Below are 20,577 nucleotides of genomic sequence, written 5' to 3' on the forward strand. Positions count from 1 at the left end.
AGTGCCAAGCAACCGCCGCAAGACCCCCACCCGCCGTCCCAAGGTGGCGGGCCTGCGCAACCGCGAAACCCTGCTCGGCGACGCCCTCCAGGCGGAGGCCCGGGAAGCCCGGCGCACCGCGGAGGAGCGGCAGGCTGCCAACGGGACCGCGAAGCGGGAGCCGGATGCCGAGACCCCGCGCAACGGTTCCGTCGAAGCCGCGCCGGAGCGCAGCTCGGTGCAGCCGACCGTCGAGGTCGGCGAAGCCGATGCGGCGGAGCGAAGCTCCGAGGAGCGTGGCTCGGAGGAGCGTGGCGAGGCCGTTTCGGAGGAGCGCGGCGAAGCCGTTGAGGCGAAGCCGGTCGCGGAGGGCGGCGAAGCGGCTGGTGCGGAGCCGGAGGGGTCCAGCGGCGTAGCCGCGGCCCCGTACGACGCGCAGCAGGCGTGGACCGGGGCGCAGCCCGGCGCGGCAGCGTCCGGCAAGACGTCGTTGACGGGCTTGGCATGGACGATCTGGATCCTCGCGGTCCTGTTCATCGGGGCGGCGGTGTTCCTCGGCATCAAGGCGTTCGACGCGCGCTACTCCGGGGCCGGGGCCAACCAGGCGCTGGTCTCGGCCGGGGCCACCAGCGAGGTCAACGGCCAGATCAGCGATGCCGTGGAGAAGGTGTTCTCCTACGACTTCAACGACACGGGCAAGACCGAGGCCGCCGCGCGGGACCTGCTGGTCGGCTCGGCGGTGCAGAAGTACGACGACCTGTTCAAGGTGGTCCGGGAGCAGGCCCCGCAGCAGCAGCTGATCGTCACCACGACGGTGAAGAACAGCGCGGTGACGAGGCTGCAGGGCGACCGCGCCGAGCTCCTGCTGTTCGTCGACCAGCACGCGATGCGCGCCAACACCGGCGAGAGCAACGTCGGCCCGGCCCAGATCTCGGTGAGCGCCGAGAAGCAGGGCGACAAGTGGAAGATCACCCAGATCACCCTGCGCTGACCGACGCCGCGACCCTTCAGCGACGCCGTTCTCGCGCGAAAACGGCGCACGGACCACGTTCCCGAACGGCTCCTGCTCACCCCGGTTCGGGGTCAGTCGGTTGCGGTCTCCAGGTCGCGGGTCGCGCGCAGCCAGCCGGTGAACAGCTCTGCGTCGATGTCGGCCGGGGTGCGGAGCTTGACGCTCGCCATCGCGCGTGAGCCGGGTTCGAGGCGGCCGGACGCGTCGGTGATCTCCTGGCCGCGCCAGAAGCCGAAGGACACGTGGGCGGAGAAGGCCTTGATGAAGCAGACCGGCGACTTGCCGGGCGCCGGGCCGAGGCTCCACACCGGGTGGCCGTGCCAGACCGCTCCCGCGCCGGGCAGCGCCTCGTCGATGAGCGGGAGCAGCTCGTCGGCGATCGCGCGCTGGGCTTCGGGGAGCGAGGCGACGTACTCCTGCACGGTGGCGAACTTGGCCATGACTTCGTCCTTCCTGTTGCGGTGCTCGGGTTCTCGCCAACACGTCGAACCGGCGATGCGACAGGGAATGCGCCCGTTCCCCGTCGCATAAGCTCGTCCGACGCTGATGCGGAAGACAGCTCAGCGAAGGAAGGGGACAGCGCCGTGCGCTACCTGATGATGACCAAGGCCTCCGATTCCGATGCCGCTCCCGACGAGAGCCTGTACGTCGAGATGGGCAAGTTCGTCGAGGAGCTGACCGCGGCCGGGATCCTGCTGGCCACCGGCGGCCTCGAACCCGGCGGTGTCCGGGTGACCTCCGCGGACGGCGAGATCACCGTGACGGACGGGCCGTTCGCCGAGGCGAAGGAGTCGGTAGCGGGCTTCGCGCTGGTCGAGGTCCGGTCCAAGGAGGAGGCGATCGAGCTGGCCCGCCGGTTCCGCAAGATCGTCGGTGACGGCGAGAGCGTGGTCCAGCAGGTCTTCGGCCCGTGACGCCCGGCCCGCGCCGCCCCGACCGGGGCGGCGCACCGTCGACGCGATCTGGAAGCTCGAATCGGCCCGGATCATCGCCGGGCTCACGCGGCTGGTGCACGACGTCGGCCTGGCCGAGGAGCTGGCCCAGGACGCGCTCGTGGCCGCGCTGGAGCAATGGCCCGCGGGCATCCCGGACAACCCGGGCGCCTGGCTGATGGCGATCGCCAAGCGCCGCGCCATCGACCACATCCGGCGGTCCCGCCGCCTGGAGGAGAAGCACGAGCAGCTGGCGCACGAGCAGGAACAGCAGCAGGACCTCGAACAGGACGACGTGCTGCGGCTGATGTTCATCTCCTGCCACCCGGTGCTGCCGATGCGGGAGCGGGTCGCGCTGACGCTCCGGCTGCTCGGCGGCCTGACGGCCGCGGAGATCGCCCGGGCGTTCCTCGTCAGCGAGCCGCAGATCGCCCGGCGGATCGCCGCGGCGAAGCGGACCCTGGCCCAGGAGCAGGTGCCGTTCGACCTCCCGGACGGCCCGGAGCTGGCCGATCGCATCTCGTCGGTGCTCGGCGTCGTCTACCTGATCTTCAACGAGGGGTACTCGGCGACCGCCGGCGACGACCTGCTGCGCCCCGGGCTCTGCCAGGAGGCCCTGCGGCTGGGGCGGTTGCTCGCCGAGCTGGCGCCGCACGAGGCCGAGGTGCACGGGCTGGTCGCGCTGATGGAGATCCAGGAGTCGCGATCGGCCGCGCGCACCGGCCCGTCGGGGGAGCCCGTCCAGCTGCACGAGCAGAACCGGGGGCGCTGGGATCAGCTGCTCATCCGCCGAGGTTTCGCCGCGCTGCTGCGAGCGAGGGAGATCGGCGGCACGCCCGGGCCGTACGTGCTGCAGGCCGCGATCGCCGTGTGCCACGCGCGGGCGCGGACCGCCGAGGACACCGACTGGGCGCAGATCGCGGCGCTCTACGAAGCGTTGTCCCGGCTGTTGCCGACGCCGATCGTGCAGCTCAACAAGGCTGTGGCGGTAGGCATGGCGCGCGGGCCGGAGGCCGGGCTCGCGCTGGTCGATTCGCTGGGCGCCGATCCGGTTCTGCAGAACTACCACCTGCTGCCCAGCGTCCGGGGCGACCTCCTGGCGCGGCTCGGGCGCGGCGGAGAGGCGAAGCTGGAGTTCGAGCGGGCCGCGGCGCTCACCCAGAACAGCGCGGAACGCGCTTTCCTGCTCCGCCGCGCGGAAGAGCTCGCCGGCAGCGGCGATTCCGGCCCGACGCTAGGGGAGGCGGTCGAGGAATTCCTGGCGCGCGACGAGCTGAACGCCGCGACGATCCGCTCCTACGGGCAGACCCTGCGACGGCTCCGCCTGGCCCTGGGGGATCGGTTACCGCCGGCCGACCTGACCGCCGAGCAGGTGGCGAGGGTGTTCGGGACGGCATGGGGCTCGGTGGCGGCGAAGACGTGGAACCGGCACCGCGCGGCGATCCGGTCGTTCGGCGCCTGGGCGGGCCTGGACGATCTGGCGGCGGACCTGGACCGCCGCGCCGAAACCCGCTCCCCGGCGCTGCCGATCGACCCCGCGCAGCTCGACGAGATCTGGAACCGCCCCGGGATCCCGCTGCGGGAACGCACCTTGTGGCGGCTGCTGCACGAATCCGGGGCCGCGGTGACGGCGGTCCTGTCCCTGAACGTCGAGGACCTGGACCTGGACGACCGCCGCGCCCGGGTGGCCGGCGCCTGGGTGAGCTGGCGATCCGGCACGGCCTCGCTGCTCCCCGAGCTGGTGGCGGGCCGCACCCGGGGCCCGCTGTTCCTGACCGATCGCAGGCCCGGGCCGTCCCGGACGCCCCGGGACGGCGACCTGTGCCCGGAGACGGGCCGCAGCCGCCTGTCCTACGAACGAGCCGAGTACCTGTTCAAGCGAGCCACCGCGGCCCTGGACCCGACCGGCGACGGCTGCACCCTCCGCCGGCTGAAACCCCGACCCTGAAAGCGAAATCCACCCGCCGTGCCCAAGGGGGCGTTCCAGAACGGTGCGCGGGCACGCGTGGCCTGGGGTCGCGCGCCACGGGTGCCAGGCACCGGGCACCTTCGGGAGTGCCATTCCGGAACGAGCCCCGAGGATTGGGAACGTTCCCCGGTTCTGCCCGGGATGGCGTCACGGTCCGATGTGGACGTGCGCCGCCCAGATGCAGTGCTCCTCGGGATAGCGGGCCCGGAGCTGGCGGGCCGCGTTGTGCAGGGCGTAGGACGAGCGGTCCGTGTCGAACTCCTCGCCGCCGAACACCGCGGCGTAGACGTCGGCGTGCACCTGCACCGCGCTCTCCGGGTCGATCTCCCACAGGGTGCCGATGACGTGCGTGAACCCCGCGAAGCCCAGCGCTCCGGGCAGGGACACCGCCGCCGCGCACGGCGGGTCGGCCGCCGTCGCGCACTGGCCGAGGTAGCCGAACTCCGCTTCCTCCAACGGCGCCTGGCCCAGCTCGACCACGCCCAGCGGCCGGTGCGGCGACTCGCGGTCCAGCAGCAGCGCCGCCGCGGGCTGCCCCGGGAACTGCGAACTCGGCTCGCACACGTGCAACCACGGGTGTTCCGGCAGCAGCTGCAGCATCTCGGTCGCGCTGGTGCTCTCCACCGCCGCGATCTCCGCCGACGGCCAGTACTGCGCCAGGACCTGGTTCTGCGGCGGGAGTTCCCGCCCGACCTGCTCGGCCGATCCGGCCGCCACCAGGGCCCGGCCGCCCGTCGGTACCGGCCGCTGCGTCGCCCGGAGCAGGCAGCCCAGCGTCGGGGTGTACGACGACACCACGCGGTCCAATGTGGACTCACCGGTCCGCGAGGTCGCCGCGTGCACCGGGAGGAACGCCATCGCGCCGAGGGCGCTCCACCACATCCTCGGCCACCGGGCGCCGGGCTCCGGCGTGCGCAGGTAGCCCATCCGCTCCATGACCGGGCGCGCGATCCGGTCCCAGGTCCAGTCGAGGGCCTCGGACAGCGCCTCGTGGTCGTCCTGCTGCGCGGCGGCCAGCAGCTCGCCCGCCCGGTCGGCCGCGGTCTCCGGCGCGGCGTTCGGCAGCGGCACGGTCAGCACTCGCCCGGCGATGAGCACCAGCGCATCTGACCGGTAGCGGCTGAGGTTGACCAGCGCCGCGCAGCCGTCCGGCACCGCGGCCGACAGCTGCTCGATCGGCGCGCGCAGCAGGTGGCCAGGCTGCACCTCGCGGATCTCCGCGAGCAGCTCGTCCCAGGTGCGCGCCAGCCGCATCCGGTCGTCGGACCCGATGAGCACCGGCTCGTCCACCGGCCGGTCCAGCAGCCGCCGCACCCGGACCGCCTCGTCCGCGAGGTCCGGGTGGGTGCGGTGCAGCGCGCCGAGCTCTCCGCCGGTCGGCAGGAAGTCCGCCAGGACCGCGTTCTGCCCGTGCTCCAGCAGTTCCACGGCCCGCTCGGGCGCGCCGCTCTCCAACGCGCACGCCGCGGCATCGGCCGCGATCGTCGCCCACCGCTGCTGCGCGGCAGGCGACGCGACGACTCGCTTGCCGCGCGTGACCAGCGGCAGCAGGTCGACCGCGACCTCGTACGACTCCAGCGCCTCCGCCCACCGGTGCGCCTGCGCGCAGATCTGACCGGACAGGCTCGCCGCCCGGACCCGCTGGTCGGCGGGGGCGTTGGGCTGCTCGGCGGCCTCCATGAGCACCTTGCGCGCCCACCGGTAGTACCGCCGCCGCCCGCTGCGCTGGTAGAGCGTGCGCAGGGCGCGACCGAGGTGGACGGCGATGCCCGCGCGGTTCGGCGCGGTCGCCGGCATCGCGATGAGCGCCTGGTCCAGCAGCTCGATGGCGGCCTCGATGTCCCGCGTCTTGGCGGTCAACCGGAACCGGTGCGCCGAGACGATGCCGAGCTGCGCCCACGCCGCGGGCTGCGACGCGGCGTCGAACTTCGCGGCTTCGCGCGCGATCTCGGCCGCCCGGTCCAGGTCGGTGACCTCCCCGTGGTGCTCGAAGCGGCCGATCAACGTGGTGACCAGCGAGTGCAGCATCGCGCCGCGGTCCGCCGCGCTCGCCGCCTCCACCGCGGCCTCGCCGGCGGTGACCGCGGTGTCCAGCACCTTGGCCTCCCCGCCGTGCAGGAAGTGCCTGCGCAGCAAGGTCGCGTAACCGGTGAGGGCGACGGAGCGGCTCTGGTCGTCGGCGGACATCGCGCGCACCGCAGGCGCGATCGGCCGCAGCACGCGGCGCAGCTGGCTCGCTTCGCCGGTGGCGTCGACGTGCTCGACGGTCGCCGCGGCGAGGTGCCAGATCGCCGTGCCCAGCAAGGGATTTCCGCTTTCCAGCATCCCGAGCACGCCGATCAGCTCGCTGATCGCCGAGTTCAGATCGGTCAGATCGCCGTTGCGCTGGAACCGCAGCCGCAGCGCCTTGGCCAGGTGGCACAGCGCGGCCCGCCGCGGTTCGCCGTCGGCGAGGGCGCCGGCGCCGGACCCGAGGTGCTTGATGCCCTCGTCGAGGTCCTCGGGCGAGCCGCCGCGCTCGAACCGGCGCAGCAGCGCCGCGCCGAGGTTGATCAGCAGCTCGGAGGTGGCCGGGTCGTTGGCCGGCGAGATCCGGGCGGCCTCCCGGAACACGTCGATCGACTCGTCGTCGGACTGCGGCGCGTCGGCCAGCCGGGCGTGCAGCCGCAACGCGTTGGCCAGCCGGATCAGCGCCATCGCGCGGCGCTGGTCGCGGCGCGGCGTCTGCTCGACGGTCTCCCGCGCGACCTGCACGCTCTCCGCCGCCGATGGGGCGCTGTCGGTCTTGCCCGCGAGATCGGTGAGCGCCAGCGCGAGGTTGCACTGGTAGAGGACGCGGTCCTGGTCGCTGCTGTGCGCCGAGTCCCGCGCCGACCGGTAGTAGGAGATCGCGTCTTCCAGGTCGGCAAGCGCGCCGCTGCGCACGTGCGTCAGCTGCGCGGCGCTGCCCAGGTTGTTGAGCACGCCCGCGCGCGCGGGGTCGTTCTCGTGCAGCACTCCGGCGGTGGCCCGGAACACCTCGGTCACCCAGGGCAGCTGCTCGAAGTCCAGGGTGGTGACGATCTTGTTCATCGCCGCGATGGCGTCGGCGTAGCGCTGCTCGGCGCTGCGCCGGGGTTCGGGGGCCGTCGCCTCGGGAGGTTGCGGGGCCTGCCGGGGTGGGGGCGTGGCGTCCTCCGGCTCGGCGGCGAACCAGCTCGAGCTGGAACCGCTGCGATCCGGCCCCCCTGTCCAACGCTGCAGCCCGCTGAACCGTTCGCTCGCGCGGCTTGCATCGTCTGTCATCGGTCGGTTCTCCTGTGGCCTGCTCACCCGGGGCACCTGGAACAGGTGGGGCGTATCACGCTACCGGCGGACGCCAGCGTCGAATAGCCCGCGTGCATCACCTGAGATCGTGCTGTCGGGCAGTTGTGCCCGAAGGCGCCATTCGTTAAGCGCTCGTGATCGAAAGTACCGGTTCGCGAGCGGGAAATGTCATTACTGCGACCATTGCTACTCACCGCCGGCACGCGCCGGCGGTGGCGACTCCGAGATCGGGCGGCGGGCGTCGTCGGGTGCGGGTGATCGCGTCGCCCGGATCTTTCCCGCCGTGCCGGGCCGTGCGCGGTCCGTGCTCGCCCCATATTCGTCCACACAGGACGAATGCGGGCGATCGCCCGGTCCCGCGCCGTGCGCGCATCGCGACGTTGCGTGCTCGGTGGCACTCCGCTCCTCCCCGGGTGAGATCGGGAATTCGAAGATCGAATTCCGTTGGGAATGGAAATGACTGCAGGTGTCGATGTGAGCACGCGGGGTGAATGTGACGGGGCGGGTTCGCGGGAATGGCTCCGTTCGGCCGAGTCGTCCCAGGAATAGGGAACGCGATCCCGGATGTTGAGGTGCTCGTCACTCGTGGGGCGATCGCCGGCGGGACTGTCAAGGGCCGTTCGGAGGGGTGTCGGGAGTGTCGCCAGGGGGGCCTTGCAGTTACCTGGAGGTAGCGCTCTGACCAGGCAAGACGACGCCTCAGATGGTCACGAGCGGTGATCGTGTTTTGCGCCACGAGGGTGATCGAAGCGTGATCTCTTGACTGCGGGCTCGCTCGGGTTCACTCTGGTGCTCAACGCGGGGCTGGGCCGCCATCGGTGGGCCCCCTCGACAGCTGGCGTAGTTCCGGCTAGACTGCTACTTTGCGCTGCCCTCTTTCCGTCTGTCCTGCACCGGACCGTAGGATCGTGGGCGCCATTGCACCCTTGACAGCTGTGTTAGCGAACTGTGCCAGCGGGTACGGACCCCCGTCGGTCACTTCGCCGGGCACTTTCGCTGATGCGGCTGTAGCCAGTTCAGAGTCCCGGAAGGACGCATCTTGGCAGTCTCCCGCGCGACCAAGGTCTCTGCAGCTTCCAACTACACGTCGGGGATCCCTGGGGCACCCAAGCGGGTCTCGTTCGCGAACATTCGCGAACCGTTGAACGTGCCGAACCTGCTCGACCTGCAGATCCAGTCCTTCGAATGGCTTGTCGGTAACGAGGCCTGGTTCCAGCGCCGGGTCGACGCCGGCGAGGAGAATCCGGTTGGCGGTCTTGAGGAGGTCCTCAGCGAGATCTCCCCGATCGAGGACTTCTCCGGATCGATGTCGCTGTCCTTCTCCGACCCACGCTTCGACGAGGTCAAGGCCTCCGTCGAGGAGTGCAAGGACAAGGACATGACCTACGCGGCCCCGCTGTTCGTCACCGCGGAGTTCACCAACCACACCACTGGCGAGATCAAGAGCCAGACGGTGTTCATGGGTGACTTCCCGATGATGTCGAACAAGGGCACCTTCATCATCAACGGCACCGAGCGGGTGGTCGTCACCCAGCTGGTCCGTTCCCCCGGTGTCTACTTCGACCAGGCGGTCGACAAGACCACCGACAAGGACGTCTTCAGCGTCAAGGTCATCCCCAGCCGCGGTGCGTGGCTGGAGTTCGACGTCGACAAGCGCGACACCGTCGGCGTCCGCATCGACCGCAAGCGCCGGCAGCCGGTCACCGTGCTGCTGAAGGCGCTGGGCTGGACGGCCGAGGCGATCCGCGAGCGGTTCGGCTTCTCCGAGACGTTGATGACGACCCTGGAGAAGGACCACACCGCCGGCACGGACGAAGCTCTGCTGGACATCTACCGCAAGCTGCGGCCGGGCGAACCGCCGACCAAGGAGAGCGCGCAGACGCTCCTGGAGAACCTGTTCTTCAAGGAGAAGCGCTACGACCTCGGTCGGGTCGGCCGCTACAAGGTCAACAAGAAGCTCGGCCTGGGCCACCCGTACGAGGCCGGCGTGCTGACCGAGGAAGACATCGTCACCACGATCGAGTACCTGGTCCGGCTGCACGCCGCCGAGACCGAGATGCCCGCCCGCGGTGAGGGCGAAGGCGCGACCGTGCCCGTCGAGGTCGACGACATCGACCACTTCGGCAACCGCCGCCTGCGCACGGTGGGCGAGCTGATCCAGAACCAGGTCCGGGTCGGCCTGTCCCGCATGGAGCGCGTCGTCCGGGAGCGGATGACCACCCAGGACGTCGAGGCGATCACCCCGCAGACCCTGATCAACATCCGCCCGATCACGGCGGCGATCCGGGAGTTCTTCGGCACCTCGCAGCTCTCGCAGTTCATGGACCAGACCAACCCGCTCGCGGGCCTGACGCACAAGCGGCGTCTGAACGCGCTCGGCCCGGGTGGTCTGTCCCGGGAGCGCGCGGGCATGGAGGTCCGCGACGTGCACCCGTCGCACTACGGCCGCATGTGCCCGATCGAGACGCCGGAAGGCCCGAACATCGGTCTGATCGGCTCGCTCGCGACGTTCGCGCGGGTCAACCCGTTCGGCTTCATCGAGACGCCGTACCGCAAGGTCGTCGACGGCCGGGTCACCGACCAGATCGACTACCTGACCGCCGACGAAGAGGACCGCTACGTCAAGGCGCAGGCCAACGCGCCGATCGACGACGACGGCAACTTCATCGACGAGCGCGTGCTGGGTCGACGCAAGGGCGGCGAGGTCGAGCTGCTCGCGCCGACCGAGATCGACTACATGGACGTCTCGCCGCGGCAGATGGTCTCCGCCGCGACCGCGATGATCCCGTTCCTCGAGCACGACGACGCCAACCGCGCCCTGATGGGTGCGAACATGCAGCGCCAGGCGGTGCCGCTGCTGCGCAGCGAGTCGCCGCTGGTCGGCACGGGCATGGAGCTGCGCGCCGCGGTCGACGCCGGTGACGTGATCACCGCCGACAAGGCCGGTGTGGTCGAGGAGCTGTGCGCCGACTACGTGACGGTGATGGCCGACGACGGCACCCGCCGCTCGTACCGGATGCAGAAGTTCTCCCGGTCCAACCACGGCACCTGCATCAACCAGAAGCCGATCGTCAACGAGGGCGACCGGGTCGAGGCCGGGCAGGTCATCGCGGACGGGCCGTGCACCCAGAACGGCGAGATGGCGCTGGGCAAGAACCTGCTCGTCGCGATCATGCCGTGGGAAGGCCACAACTACGAAGACGCGATCATCCTGTCCCAGCGCCTGGTGCAGGACGACGTGCTCACCTCGATCCACATCGAGGAGCACGAGGTCGACGCCCGCGACACCAAGCTCGGTGCCGAGGAGATCACCCGGGACATCCCGAACGTCTCCGACGACGTGCTGGCGGACCTCGACGAGCGCGGCATCATCCGCATCGGTGCCGAGGTGCAGGGTGGCGACATCCTGGTCGGCAAGGTCACGCCGAAGGGCGAGACCGAGCTGACCCCGGAGGAGCGGCTGCTGCGCGCGATCTTCGGCGAGAAGGCCCGCGAGGTCCGCGACACCTCGCTGAAGGTGCCGCACGGCGAGACCGGCAAGGTCATCGGCGTCCGCGTGTTCAACCGCGAGGACGACGACGAGCTGCCCCCGGGCGTCAACCAGCTGGTGCGGGTCTACGTCGCGCAGAAGCGCAAGATCCAGGACGGCGACAAGCTCGCCGGCCGCCACGGCAACAAGGGCGTCATCGGCAAGATCCTGCCGGCCGAGGACATGCCGTTCCTCTCCGACGGCACCCCGGTGGACATCATCCTGAACACCCACGGTGTGCCGCGACGGATGAACATCGGCCAGGTGCTGGAGACGCACCTCGGCTGGATCGCCTCCCAGGGCTGGACGATCGACGGCGACTCCGAGTGGGCCCAGCGCCTGCCGGAGGACCTCTACGACGTCGAGCCGGGCACCAACACCGCTAGCCCCGTCTTCGACGGTGCGCGGGAGGAGGAGATCACCGGCCTGCTGGCCTCCACCAAGCCGAACCGCGACGGTGAGCGCATGGTGGGCGGCGACGGCAAGGCGCAGCTGTTCGACGGCCGCAGCGGGGAGCCGTACCCGTACCCGATCGCCGTCGGGTACATGTACATCCTCAAGCTGTCGCACCTGGTGGACGACAAGATCCACGCCCGGTCGACCGGCCCGTACTCGATGATCACCCAGCAGCCGCTGGGCGGTAAGGCGCAGTTCGGTGGTCAGCGCTTCGGTGAGATGGAGTGCTGGGCCATGCAGGCCTACGGCGCCGCGTACACGCTGCAGGAGCTGTTGACGATCAAGTCCGACGACGTGGTCGGCCGCGTCAAGGTCTACGAGGCGATCGTCAAGGGCGAGAACATCCCCGAGCCGGGCATCCCGGAGTCCTTCAAGGTGTTGCTGAAGGAGCTCCAGTCGCTGTGCCTGAACGTCGAGGTGCTCTCCAGCGACGGTGCGGCCATCGAGATGCGCGACAGCGAGGACGAGGACCTGGAGCGTGCCGCGGCCAACCTCGGCATCAACCTGTCCCGCAACGAGTCGGCCTCGGTCGACGACCTCGCGCACTGAACCTCGCCGCCGGTCCGCGGGAGCTGATCCCGCGGACCGGCGTCCGACCCAACCTGGCACCGCTGCCGGTGTTACCCGGCAGAACCTTTCGATCAAGGGAGAAGACCCGACGTGCTTGACGTCAACTTCTTCGATGAACTCCGCATCGGCCTCGCCACGGCCGACGACATCCGCCAGTGGTCGTACGGCGAGGTCAAGAAGCCCGAGACCATCAACTACCGCACCCTGAAGCCGGAGAAGGACGGGCTCTTCTGCGAGAAGATCTTCGGCCCGACCCGGGACTGGGAGTGCTACTGCGGTAAGTACAAGCGGGTCCGGTTCAAGGGCATCATCTGCGAGCGCTGCGGCGTCGAGGTCACCCGCGCCAAGGTTCGCCGCGAGCGGATGGGCCACATCGAGCTGGCCGCCGCCGTCACGCACATCTGGTACTTCAAGGGCGTCCCGTCCCGGCTGGGCTACCTGCTCGACCTGGCCCCCAAGGACCTCGAGAAGATCATCTACTTCGCCGCGTACGTGATCACCTCGGTGAACACCGAGATGCGGCACAACGACCTGTCGACGCTGGAGAGCGAGATCAGCGTCGAGCGCAAGCGCGTCGCCGACCAGCGCGACTCCGACCTGGAGGCCCGGGCCCAGAAGCTCGAGGCCGACCTGGCCGCGCTCGAGGCCGAGGGCGCCAAGAGCGACCAGCGCCGCAAGGTCAAGGAAGGCGCCGAGCGCGAGATGAAGCAGCTGCGCGACCGTGCGCAGCGCGAGATCGACAAGCTCGACGAGATCTGGGAGACCTTCACCAAGCTGGAGCCCCGCCAGCTGATCGCCGACGAGATCCTGTACCGCGAGCTCTACGACCGGTACGGCGAGTACTTCACCGGCGGCATGGGCGCCGAGGCGATCCAGTCGCTGCTGGGGACCTTCGACATCGGCGCCGAGGCCGAGCTGCTGCGCGAGACCATCCGCAGCGGCAAGGGCCAGAAGAAGCTCCGCGCCCTCAAGCGCCTGAAGGTCGTGGCGGCCTTCCAGGCCACCGGCAACGACCCGAGCGGCATGGTGCTCAACTGCGTGCCGGTCATCCCGCCGGACCTGCGTCCGATGGTGCAGCTGGACGGTGGCCGCTTCGCGACCTCCGACCTCAACGACCTGTACCGCCGGGTGATCAACCGCAACAACCGCCTCAAGCGACTGATCGACCTCGGGGCTCCCGAGATCATCGTCAACAACGAGAAGCGGATGCTGCAGGAGTCCGTGGACGCGCTGTTCGACAACGGCCGTCGCGGGCGTCCGGTCACCGGCCCGGGCAACCGGCCGCTGAAGTCGCTGTCCGACCTGCTCAAGGGCAAGCAGGGCCGGTTCCGCCAGAACCTGCTCGGCAAGCGCGTCGACTACTCGGGCCGTTCGGTCATCGTGGTCGGCCCGCAGCTGAAGCTGCACCAGTGCGGTCTGCCGAAGGAAATGGCGGTCGAGCTGTTCAAGCCGTTCGTCATGAAGCGGCTGGTCGACCTCAACCACGCGCAGAACATCAAGTCCGCGAAGCGGATGGTGGAGCGCCAGCGCCCGCAGGTGTGGGACGTGCTGGAAGAGGTCATCGCCGAGCACCCGGTGCTGCTCAACCGTGCTCCCACGCTGCACCGCCTCGGCATCCAGGCCTTCGAGCCGCAGCTGGTGGAAGGCAAGGCCATCCAGCTGCACCCGCTGGTCTGCGAGGCGTTCAACGCGGACTTCGACGGTGACCAGATGGCGGTGCACCTGCCGCTGTCGGCCGAGGCCCAGGCCGAGGCCCGGATCCTGATGCTGTCCAGCAACAACATCCTGTCGCCGGCCTCCGGCCGGCCGCTGGCGATGCCGCGTCTGGACATGGTCACCGGCCTGTACCACCTGACCCGTCAGGTGGACGGCGCCAAGGGCGAGGGCCTGGCGTTCTCCTCGGTCGGCGAGGCCATCATGGCCTTCGACCGCGGCGCGCTGGACCTGCAGGCCAAGATCAAGATCCGGCTGCGCGACGTGGTGCCGAACAAGGCGCAGCTGCCGGAGGGCTGGGAGCCCGGTCAGCCGTGGCTGGCCGAGACCACCCTCGGCCGCGTGTGGTTCAACGAGCTGCTGCCCGAGGACTACCCGTTCGTCGACGACCTGCTGCCGAAGAAGAAGCAGGCCGCGATCGTCAACGACCTGGCCGAGCGGTACCCGATGGTCACCGTGGCGCAGACCCTGGACAAGCTCAAGGACGCCGGCTTCCACTGGGCGACCCGTTCGGGCGTGACCGTGTCGATCACCGACGTGGTCGTGCCGCCGAACAAGACCGAGATCCTGGACTCCTACGAGGCCAAGGCCGACCAGGTCGAGAAGCGGTACCGCCGCGGTGCGCTGTCCTACCAGGAGCGCAACGCCGAGCTGGTCAAGGTCTGGACGGCCGCCAAGGACGAGGTCGCCGAGGCCATGGAGGCGAACTTCCCCGAGGACAACTCGATCAGCGTGATCGTGAAGTCCGGGGCCGCCGGTAACATGACCCAGGTCGTCCAGCTGGCCGGTATGCGTGGTCTGGTGTCGAACCCGAAGGGTGAGTACATCCCGCGCCCGATCAAGGCGAACTTCCGCGAGGGCCTGTCGGTGCTGGAGTACTTCATCTCCAACCACGGTGCCCGAAAGGGTCTGGCCGACACGGCGCTGCGTACCGCCGACTCGGGTTACCTGACCCGTCGTCTGGTGGACGTCTCGCAGGACGTCATCGTCCGCGAGACCGACTGCAGCACCGAGCGCGGCATCCGGATGCCGATCGCGGAGCTGCTGCCGGACGGCACGCTGCTGCGCGACGCGCACGTGGAGACCAGCATCTACGCCCGCACCACGGCCGAGGACGTCACCGACGCCGACGGCAACATCGTGCTGGCCCGCGGTTCGGACCTGGGTGACCCGGCGATCGAGAAGCTGCTCGCCGCCAAGATCACCACGGTCAAGGTCCGCAGCGTGCTGACCTGCGAGTCCGGCGTCGGCGTCTGCGCGGTCTGCTACGGCCGCTCGATGGCCACCGGCAAGCTGGTGGACGTCGGCGAGGCCGTCGGCATCGTCGCCGCCCAGTCGATCGGTGAGCCGGGTACGCAGCTGACGATGCGTACCTTCCACCAGGGCGGTGTCGCCGGTGACGACATCACCACCGGTCTGCCGCGTGTCCAGGAGCTGTTCGAGGCCCGGGTCCCGAAGGGCAAGGCGCCGATCGCCGACACCTCCGGCCGGATCCGGATGGAGGACAACGACCGCTACTGGAAGATCACCATCATTCCGGACGACGGCGGCGAGGAGATCGTCTACGACAAGCTGTCCAAGCGGCAGCGGCTCGCGGCGATCTCGGTGGACGGCAGCGAGCGGCAGATCGCCGATGGCGACCACGTCGAGGTCGGCCAGCAGCTGCTGGAAGGTGCGGTCGACCCGCACGAGGTGCTGCGCGTGATGGGCCCGCGCGAGGCCCAGCTGCACCTGGTGCGCGAGGTGCAGGAGGTGTACCGGTCGCAGGGTGTGGGCATCCACGACAAGCACGTCGAGGTCATCGTCCGCCAGATGCTGCGCCGGGTCATCATCATCGACTCGGGTGCCACCGAGTTCCTGCCCGGTTCGCCGGTCGAGCGCTCGCAGTTCGAGTCGGAGAACCGTCGCGTCGTCGCCGAGGGCGGCGACCCGGCGTCCGGCCGTCCGGTGCTGATGGGTATCACCAAGGCGTCGCTGGCCACGGACTCGTGGCTGTCGGCGGCCTCCTTCCAGGAGACGACCCGCATCCTCACGAACGCCGCGATCGAGGGCGCGAGTGACAAGCTGGTCGGCCTGAAGGAGAACGTGATCATCGGTAAGTTGATCCCGGCTGGTACGGGCATCAACCGGTACCGCAACATCCAGGTGCAGCCGACGGAGGAGGCACGGGCCGCGGCGTACGCGATCCCGTCCTACGACGACAGCTACTACACCCCGGACGTGTTCGGCACCGGTACCGGTGCGGCGGTTCCGCTGGACGACTACGACTTCGGCCGCGACTACCGCTGAAGTAACTAGTTGACCAAAGGGCCCCTGTCCGACTCCTCCGGACAGGGGCCCTTCTCTGTGCGGTCAGTAGACGGCGGTGATGCGGAGCATGATCACTCGTAGTACTTGGTCGACGATCGCATAGTGGACGAAGCCGTACTCGAAGTTGGCCGAGTAGTAGTCGAAGCGCTTGTTGTAGGTTCCTCGCGCTTTGGGATTTTCCTTCAGCCGCTTCACGAAGGTCTCCACCTCGGTGCGGACCTCATGAGGCAAGGTGTCCCGCACTCGTTCGGCTTCTGTGCACCAACGGATCTCGTAGCTCGGCATCACTCGGCCCCAGGGCGGTGTACGTGCGAGAAGTACCAGTCCCCTTCGGTATCCCTGCGGTAGACGAGGTCGGTGCCGTCGGGTTGGGGACGCCATTTTTCGGAGAAGACGGACTCATCGCCGTTCTTGATGCGCTCCAGCAGCTCGTCGACGTACGGGGCGGGATTGGCGGCTGAGCACGCCACGGCCCACCAGCGGCCGAGGACCTTCTCGACTCGGCTGAGGTCGAAGTCATCGTCGGCTTCGGCCATTGCGAGGTGGAACTCGCGCTCGAACTCGGCGCAGCTTTCGGGGTCCAGTTCATTCAGGGCGCGACGGATGGCCGGGCCGGTCCGGTCGATCACCACGTCCATCCGCGCGTAGTCTTCTGCGCGAAAGTCTTTGCTGACCATGGTTTTCAACGTAGCGATCAGCGCCCCGCCGGAAAGTCGCTCAACCCGGTCATGCGCGTGCGCCACCGCATGAAAGGCGGCTCGCCGTGGAGGCAGCCGTTTTCGCGTGCTGCTCGGTGCGGCGGGTTACCGTGTGCGGCGGTGATGGGAGGCGGGGATGAATCAGCCCGGACAACCGTGGCAGCAGCCGATGCACCCTCCGGCGGGGGATCCGTTTCAGGAGTGGGCGGCGCAGCGCGGTTGGCGAATGGCGCGGGACGCGCCGGGGGACGTGCTGGGGCAGCTGCCCGGGCCGCCGTTCCACGACTACGAGCACAAGGCGATTCCCTTGCTGCTGGCCGGTCTCCACGAAGGCATGCCGGCGCTGGTGATGCAGATCGCGAACTCGTACAAGTACACCGCGACGACCGGTTCGTACTATTCGACCACTACCGATCGTCAGGTCACCACGTCGAAGTCCGGCACTGCCACTTCGATGACCAGTGTCGCGGTTCTGGAGTTGCCGTCGCCAGTTCCGGAGCTACTGGTCGAGCGGCGGCACGAGAAACCGGGCGGATTCCTGAGCTTGCTCGGATTCAACCGCTCGAAGGGGAGTGCCCGGGGCGAGCAGGTCGCGACCGTGCAGATCGGCGATCCGAGCCGATCGACGAACGCGTTCACCTACCAAATTTCCGGAGCCAGCCCGCAATACGTGCAAGCCGTGGTAACCCCTGAACGCTTGCACTGGCTGTACCGGTCGTTCAGCAATTTCGCCGGGTTGAAGGTGCCTAGCACGCCCCTCTTCCGGCTATCTGGTCGAAAAGTGATGTTCTGGACGAGCCGGCAGCTCTTCCGGCCGGACACGGTGGACGAGTTGCTGGGATGGGCGCACCACGTGACGAGCTGGATTCCGCCCGCGGCATTCCAGGATCCAGCCGCTGCGGAAGCCGACCGCCAGCACGTCCCGCTCACGCAGCTGCGGCTCCCATTTAACTGATCTTCCTAGTGAGGGCCCTTCGACCGGCAGGCCGGTCGAAGGGCCCTTCGCTCGTTACTTGATCAGGCGGATCACCAGTTGAGGTCGCCGCTGATCGTTTCGTCCGGCGGGACGTCGGTGAAACCGCCTCCCTGGGCCTGCTTCTCCAGTGCGTCAGCGGCGGAGCCGAGGCCGCCGGCCACCTGGTTGAAGCCGGACTTGGCGACGTCCTTCGCGCCGTAAGACGGTGCATCGCGTTGGTACGTGGAAGTCGTGCCGTCATCGTTCACGACAGGATCGCCGGTGGTCTTGTCCCGCTCGGTGATGTTGCCGTCGGCGTCGATCTCCGTGATGTGCCCCGACTTGTCGTCGACGGTGTAGCCGCGGTCTTCGGCTTCGGACTGGAATCCCGTGCCGAGTTGGCCCACGACCTTGCGCTCGTCCGCGGTTTCCTTCGTCACTCCGCCGAGGATCTTGCTGCCCATGTCCGCCGGGCTCTTGCCGCCGTCTCCGCCGGGCTTCCCGTCCGTGATCTGCTGGACGCTCTCGATGATCCGGATCGTGTCCAGGATCGCCTTGATCGCCGTGATCACGTCCATGATGTGGCCGATGATCTTGGTGATCTTCTGGATCTGCTGGGCGGCCCGGGCGCAGGTGATGCCCGCTTCCGCCGTCGTCACCGCGGTGGCCGCGGCGATGGAGCCGCCGAAGGTCGGGCCCGCCGAGGCCGTCGCCGTGATCCAGGTGGTGATCGCCCAGGTCAGGAAGTCGGAGAGGATGCCCTTGATCACGCCTTCGGCGGCTTCCATCATGGTGCCGCTCATCTGCAGCAGCTGCGAGATGTTGTTCGCCTGGCCGCCGGTGGCCTGCACGCCGTCGATGAACTTCGCCATCTTCTTGCGCAGCGCGTCGGCGGCTTCGCCGTCCCAGTCCGCGAGCTCGCTGTCCAGCCTGTCGGTCAGGTTCTGGCCGAGCTTGTTGATCTCGTCCTGGACCTCGGCGAACGACTGGGCGCTCTTGGCCAGCGCCTCGCTGTCGCCGGTGACGAGCTGGATCGCGTCGCGCACCGGGGCCACGAAGTTGATCACGAACTCGACGCCGGTGCCGATGAGGAAGCCCATCGGATCCAGCGCGAAGCTGGTCGCGCTGGACAGGTAGCTCTCGATGTCGCCCTTGAGCGCCTCGACGTCGCCCTTACCGGCGTTGTCGCTCGCGCTGATGATGTCCTTGACGAACGGCAGCTTCCCGAACGCCGACCCGTCGACGCGCGGGGCCGCCGGGTTGAGCGCGCTGTTCTCGCTGATCGCTTCCGCGTTGGTGGTCACCAGGAACCGCCTCCGCCACCGCCGCCGCCCTTGCCGACCTCGCCGAGGATCTTGCCGAACATCTCGGCCATCGACTCGTCGGATTCCTGGTAGTCACGGCCGCAGGCGGTGATGTCCTCGCCCGCCTTGATCAGCCCTTCGCTCATCTCGTCGAGGTGCTGCTTGAACTTCTCCAGCAGGTCGCGGTAGGAGCTGTAGGTGGTGGCCAGGCCGAGCAGCCCCCACGAGACCTCCGGGACCTCCGCGCCGGCGACCTTGTCCCGGACGGCCTTCGCGTCGGCGTTCATCCCGCCGATGTTGCCGCCGCACTGCATGATCATTTCGGCGGGCGCTTTGTACCCCGGCATCGTCATCTCCTGCCGTCGAGGAAGGAATCCGGCTGCTCGTCGTCGTCGACCGGCGCTTCGTGCTGCTGCTCGGGCTGGGCGCCGAACAGCTCTTCCTGGGTGCGCAGCACTCGGTCGAGGACATCGCTGTCCGGCACGTACTCCTGCACGATCTCGGCCTGCTTGCGGGCGGCCTCGGCGACCGCGAGCTGCAAGGTGCTCATGACGGTGCCGGACAACTGCGCGGGCGAAAGGCGCATCGCGTCCTGGGTGAACTCGATGCCGGTGACGCCGCCGGGGCTGGCGGTGACGGTGACCGAGCGATCCGCGGACGTGGCGGCCACCTGCAGCTCGCTGATCTGCTCGCGCATCTGGCCGAAATCGCCCATTCGTTCCTCGGCCCTGCGGCCAGCTTCCTTGAGCGCGTCCAGTTTGCGTTGCAGATCATCCAGATCCGCGGACATGATTCGCCTCCTCGGCCCAGTGCTGATTGGTTCTGATCGGCTATCCTTGCCCATCGGACGGAGTGGCGGGTCTAGTACCCGAAAAAATCCCGGAGATGGCGCAACCTTTTTCCAGTCCGGGCGTACCGGCTGGTCATCGCCACTGCGTTCGAATTCCCGGCATTCGGAACCGAATTCATCGGCCGCGATGCCGTGGTTTACCGCAATGACGGGCGCAGTTTCTCGATCGGCCGCGCGGAATTGGCTCGACCAAACGCGTTTTCCGGGCGGATCGCGGGGAGACGGCCGGGCTCTCGGGCCGGGAAGCGCATGTCGTGCGGCGTAGCATGGGCTCGATCGACCGGCCGGTATCGAAAGTTGCGGGGTCGCTGCCGCATCTGGGAGTCTCCCAGCCTCGCGGCTCGCCCCGCGGTAATGCGGTCGGCGGAGCCGACCGGGTCGGGACTGCGGCGGGCATGCCGTGTCGTCGAGGGGCCGGCACGGCATGCCCGGCTGTTCGCGGCTGTCAGCCTTCGAGCTCGGCGAGGGCCTTGCGGACCCGCTCGACCTCGGCCTCCAGTTCGGCGAGCTTCGCCTCGTGCTGCTGGCGCGCCTCGTTCAGCACGCTCTCGATCGTGTCGGAGATGTCCTGGTGCAGCTCGGCGGCCGCCTTGGACACCGCGGCCGCCGCGACCGGCAGGCCCTGCACGATGCGCTTGCCCGCGTGCATCAGGTCGGCCTGCCACTCGCCGTCGGCGGTGCCGGTGACCGTCAGCGTGAGCTCGACCGTCCGGGTCTTCTTGACGGTGCTCTGCTTGCGGGCCCGCGGCTTCTTCGGCGCCGCCTCGGCGGCGGACTCGGCCTCGGGCTGCGCCGACTCAGACTGCTCCGACTGGGGCTGCGCCGATTCGGACTGGGTCGATTCGGGCTGGGCCGACTCCGGCTGGGCCTGCTCGGACTGGGCCGACGCGGTCTGCTCGGTGCTCGTCTGCTCTTCGGTCAATTCTGTCTCCTGTGTGTCGCGGCGAGGGGAACCCAGAATAGAACAGTTGTTCCCCTCTGTTGGTGCGGACAT

The 20,577-nt window shown here is 69.1% G+C and carries 14 protein-coding genes; 6 read left to right on the top strand and 8 right to left on the bottom strand.

What is annotated here, in order from left to right; genetic code table 11:
• Window position 1 precedes the first annotated feature (1 nt).
• Entirely contained in the window at window positions 2–970 is a 969-nt protein-coding gene (locus AB0H93_RS22250; RefSeq protein WP_358574931.1) for a hypothetical protein, read from the top strand.
• A 92-nt stretch (window positions 971–1,062) separates the two neighbouring features.
• Here the strand turns inward: AB0H93_RS22250 and AB0H93_RS22255 are convergent, their stop codons facing one another.
• Window positions 1,063–1,431 (bottom strand): DUF1801 domain-containing protein, encoded by a 369-nt coding sequence (locus AB0H93_RS22255; RefSeq protein ID WP_358574932.1) that lies wholly within the window; start codon window positions 1,429–1,431, stop codon window positions 1,063–1,065.
• 144 nt (window positions 1,432–1,575) lie between these two features.
• Here AB0H93_RS22255 and AB0H93_RS22260 point away from each other — a divergent pair, with 144 nt between their 5' ends.
• Together AB0H93_RS22260 and AB0H93_RS22265 are read left to right on the top strand one after the other, a co-directional pair.
• Window positions 1,576–1,905 (top strand): YciI family protein, encoded by a 330-nt coding sequence (locus AB0H93_RS22260; RefSeq protein WP_358574933.1) that lies wholly within the window; start codon window positions 1,576–1,578, stop codon window positions 1,903–1,905.
• A complete protein-coding gene (locus tag AB0H93_RS22265) occupies window positions 1,865–3,871 on the top strand; it encodes a sigma-70 family RNA polymerase sigma factor (RefSeq protein WP_358574934.1) in 2,007 nt (668 codons plus the stop codon). Before AB0H93_RS22260 ends, AB0H93_RS22265 begins: the two co-directional genes overlap by 41 nt.
• Window positions 3,872–4,039: 168 nt before the next feature.
• Here AB0H93_RS22265 and AB0H93_RS22270 read toward each other — a convergent pair whose 3' ends face one another.
• Complete coding sequence (locus AB0H93_RS22270) at window positions 4,040–7,177, bottom strand: CHAT domain-containing protein (RefSeq protein ID WP_358574935.1); 3,138 nt, start codon at window positions 7,175–7,177, stop codon at window positions 4,040–4,042.
• A 1,060-nt stretch (window positions 7,178–8,237) separates the two neighbouring features.
• Here AB0H93_RS22270 and rpoB point away from each other — a divergent pair.
• Together rpoB and AB0H93_RS22280 are read left to right on the top strand one after the other, a co-directional pair.
• Entirely contained in the window at window positions 8,238–11,732 is a 3,495-nt protein-coding gene (gene rpoB, locus AB0H93_RS22275; RefSeq protein WP_358574936.1) for a DNA-directed RNA polymerase subunit beta, read from the top strand.
• 111 nt (window positions 11,733–11,843) lie between these two features.
• Window positions 11,844–15,755, top strand: coding sequence for a DNA-directed RNA polymerase subunit beta' (locus tag AB0H93_RS22280; RefSeq protein WP_132490264.1), 3,912 nt, complete (start codon window positions 11,844–11,846; stop codon window positions 15,753–15,755).
• 63 nt (window positions 15,756–15,818) lie between these two features.
• On the opposite strand, the gene AB0H93_RS22285 is transcribed toward AB0H93_RS22280, so the two are convergent.
• Both AB0H93_RS22285 and AB0H93_RS22290 read right to left on the bottom strand, forming a co-directional pair.
• On the bottom strand, window positions 15,819–16,007 hold the full coding sequence (locus AB0H93_RS22285) for a hypothetical protein (protein ID WP_358574937.1): 189 nt from the start codon (window positions 16,005–16,007) through the stop codon (window positions 15,819–15,821).
• Between the two features lie 53 nt (window positions 16,008–16,060).
• Window positions 16,061–16,453, bottom strand: a complete 393-nt coding sequence (locus AB0H93_RS22290; RefSeq protein ID WP_358574938.1) for a DUF6247 family protein — start codon at window positions 16,451–16,453, stop codon at window positions 16,061–16,063.
• Window positions 16,454–16,610: 157 nt separating this feature from the next.
• On the opposite strand from AB0H93_RS22290, the gene AB0H93_RS22295 reads away from it, so the two are divergent.
• On the top strand, window positions 16,611–17,429 hold the full coding sequence (locus tag AB0H93_RS22295; protein WP_358574939.1) for a hypothetical protein: 819 nt from the start codon (window positions 16,611–16,613) through the stop codon (window positions 17,427–17,429).
• Window positions 17,430–17,500: 71 nt separating this feature from the next.
• Here AB0H93_RS22295 and AB0H93_RS22300 read toward each other — a convergent pair whose 3' ends face one another.
• The 4 genes from AB0H93_RS22300 to AB0H93_RS22315 all read right to left on the bottom strand — a co-directional run bounded on the left by AB0H93_RS22300 (window position 17,501) and on the right by AB0H93_RS22315 (window position 20,505).
• Window positions 17,501–18,733, bottom strand: a complete 1,233-nt coding sequence (locus AB0H93_RS22300; RefSeq protein ID WP_358574940.1) for a WXG100 family type VII secretion target — start codon at window positions 18,731–18,733, stop codon at window positions 17,501–17,503.
• On the bottom strand, window positions 18,730–19,080 hold the full coding sequence (locus tag AB0H93_RS22305; protein WP_358574942.1) for a hypothetical protein: 351 nt from the start codon (window positions 19,078–19,080) through the stop codon (window positions 18,730–18,732). The genes AB0H93_RS22300 and AB0H93_RS22305 overlap by 4 nt, the downstream gene beginning before the upstream one ends.
• Before the next feature lie 2 nt (window positions 19,081–19,082).
• On the bottom strand, window positions 19,083–19,523 hold the full coding sequence (locus AB0H93_RS22310; RefSeq protein ID WP_358574943.1) for a YbaB/EbfC family nucleoid-associated protein: 441 nt from the start codon (window positions 19,521–19,523) through the stop codon (window positions 19,083–19,085).
• Between the two features lie 505 nt (window positions 19,524–20,028).
• Window positions 20,029–20,505, bottom strand: a complete 477-nt coding sequence (locus AB0H93_RS22315) for a DUF6319 family protein (RefSeq protein ID WP_358574944.1) — start codon at window positions 20,503–20,505, stop codon at window positions 20,029–20,031.
• Window positions 20,506–20,577: the final 72 nt, after the last annotated feature.

It is taken from the genome of Saccharopolyspora sp. NPDC050642 (assembly GCF_040654735.1).
GTDB lineage: Bacteria > Actinomycetota > Actinomycetes > Mycobacteriales > Pseudonocardiaceae > Saccharopolyspora > Saccharopolyspora elongata.

Excerpts from the sequence above, each read along its gene's own strand:
- AB0H93_RS22255 (WP_358574932.1), bottom strand. The coding sequence starts at position 1,431 with ATGGCCAAGTTCGCCACCGTGCAGGAGTACGTCGCCTCGCTCCCCGAA.
- AB0H93_RS22295 (WP_358574939.1), top strand. The coding sequence starts at position 16,611 with ATGAATCAGCCCGGACAACCGTGGCAGCAGCCGATGCACCCTCCGGCG.
- AB0H93_RS22270 (WP_358574935.1), bottom strand. The coding sequence starts at position 7,177 with ATGACAGACGATGCAAGCCGCGCGAGCGAACGGTTCAGCGGGCTGCAG.
- AB0H93_RS22310 (WP_358574943.1), bottom strand. The coding sequence starts at position 19,523 with ATGTCCGCGGATCTGGATGATCTGCAACGCAAACTGGACGCGCTCAAG.
- AB0H93_RS22290 (WP_358574938.1), bottom strand. The coding sequence starts at position 16,453 with ATGGTCAGCAAAGACTTTCGCGCAGAAGACTACGCGCGGATGGACGTG.
- AB0H93_RS22305 (WP_358574942.1), bottom strand. The coding sequence starts at position 19,080 with ATGCCGGGGTACAAAGCGCCCGCCGAAATGATCATGCAGTGCGGCGGC.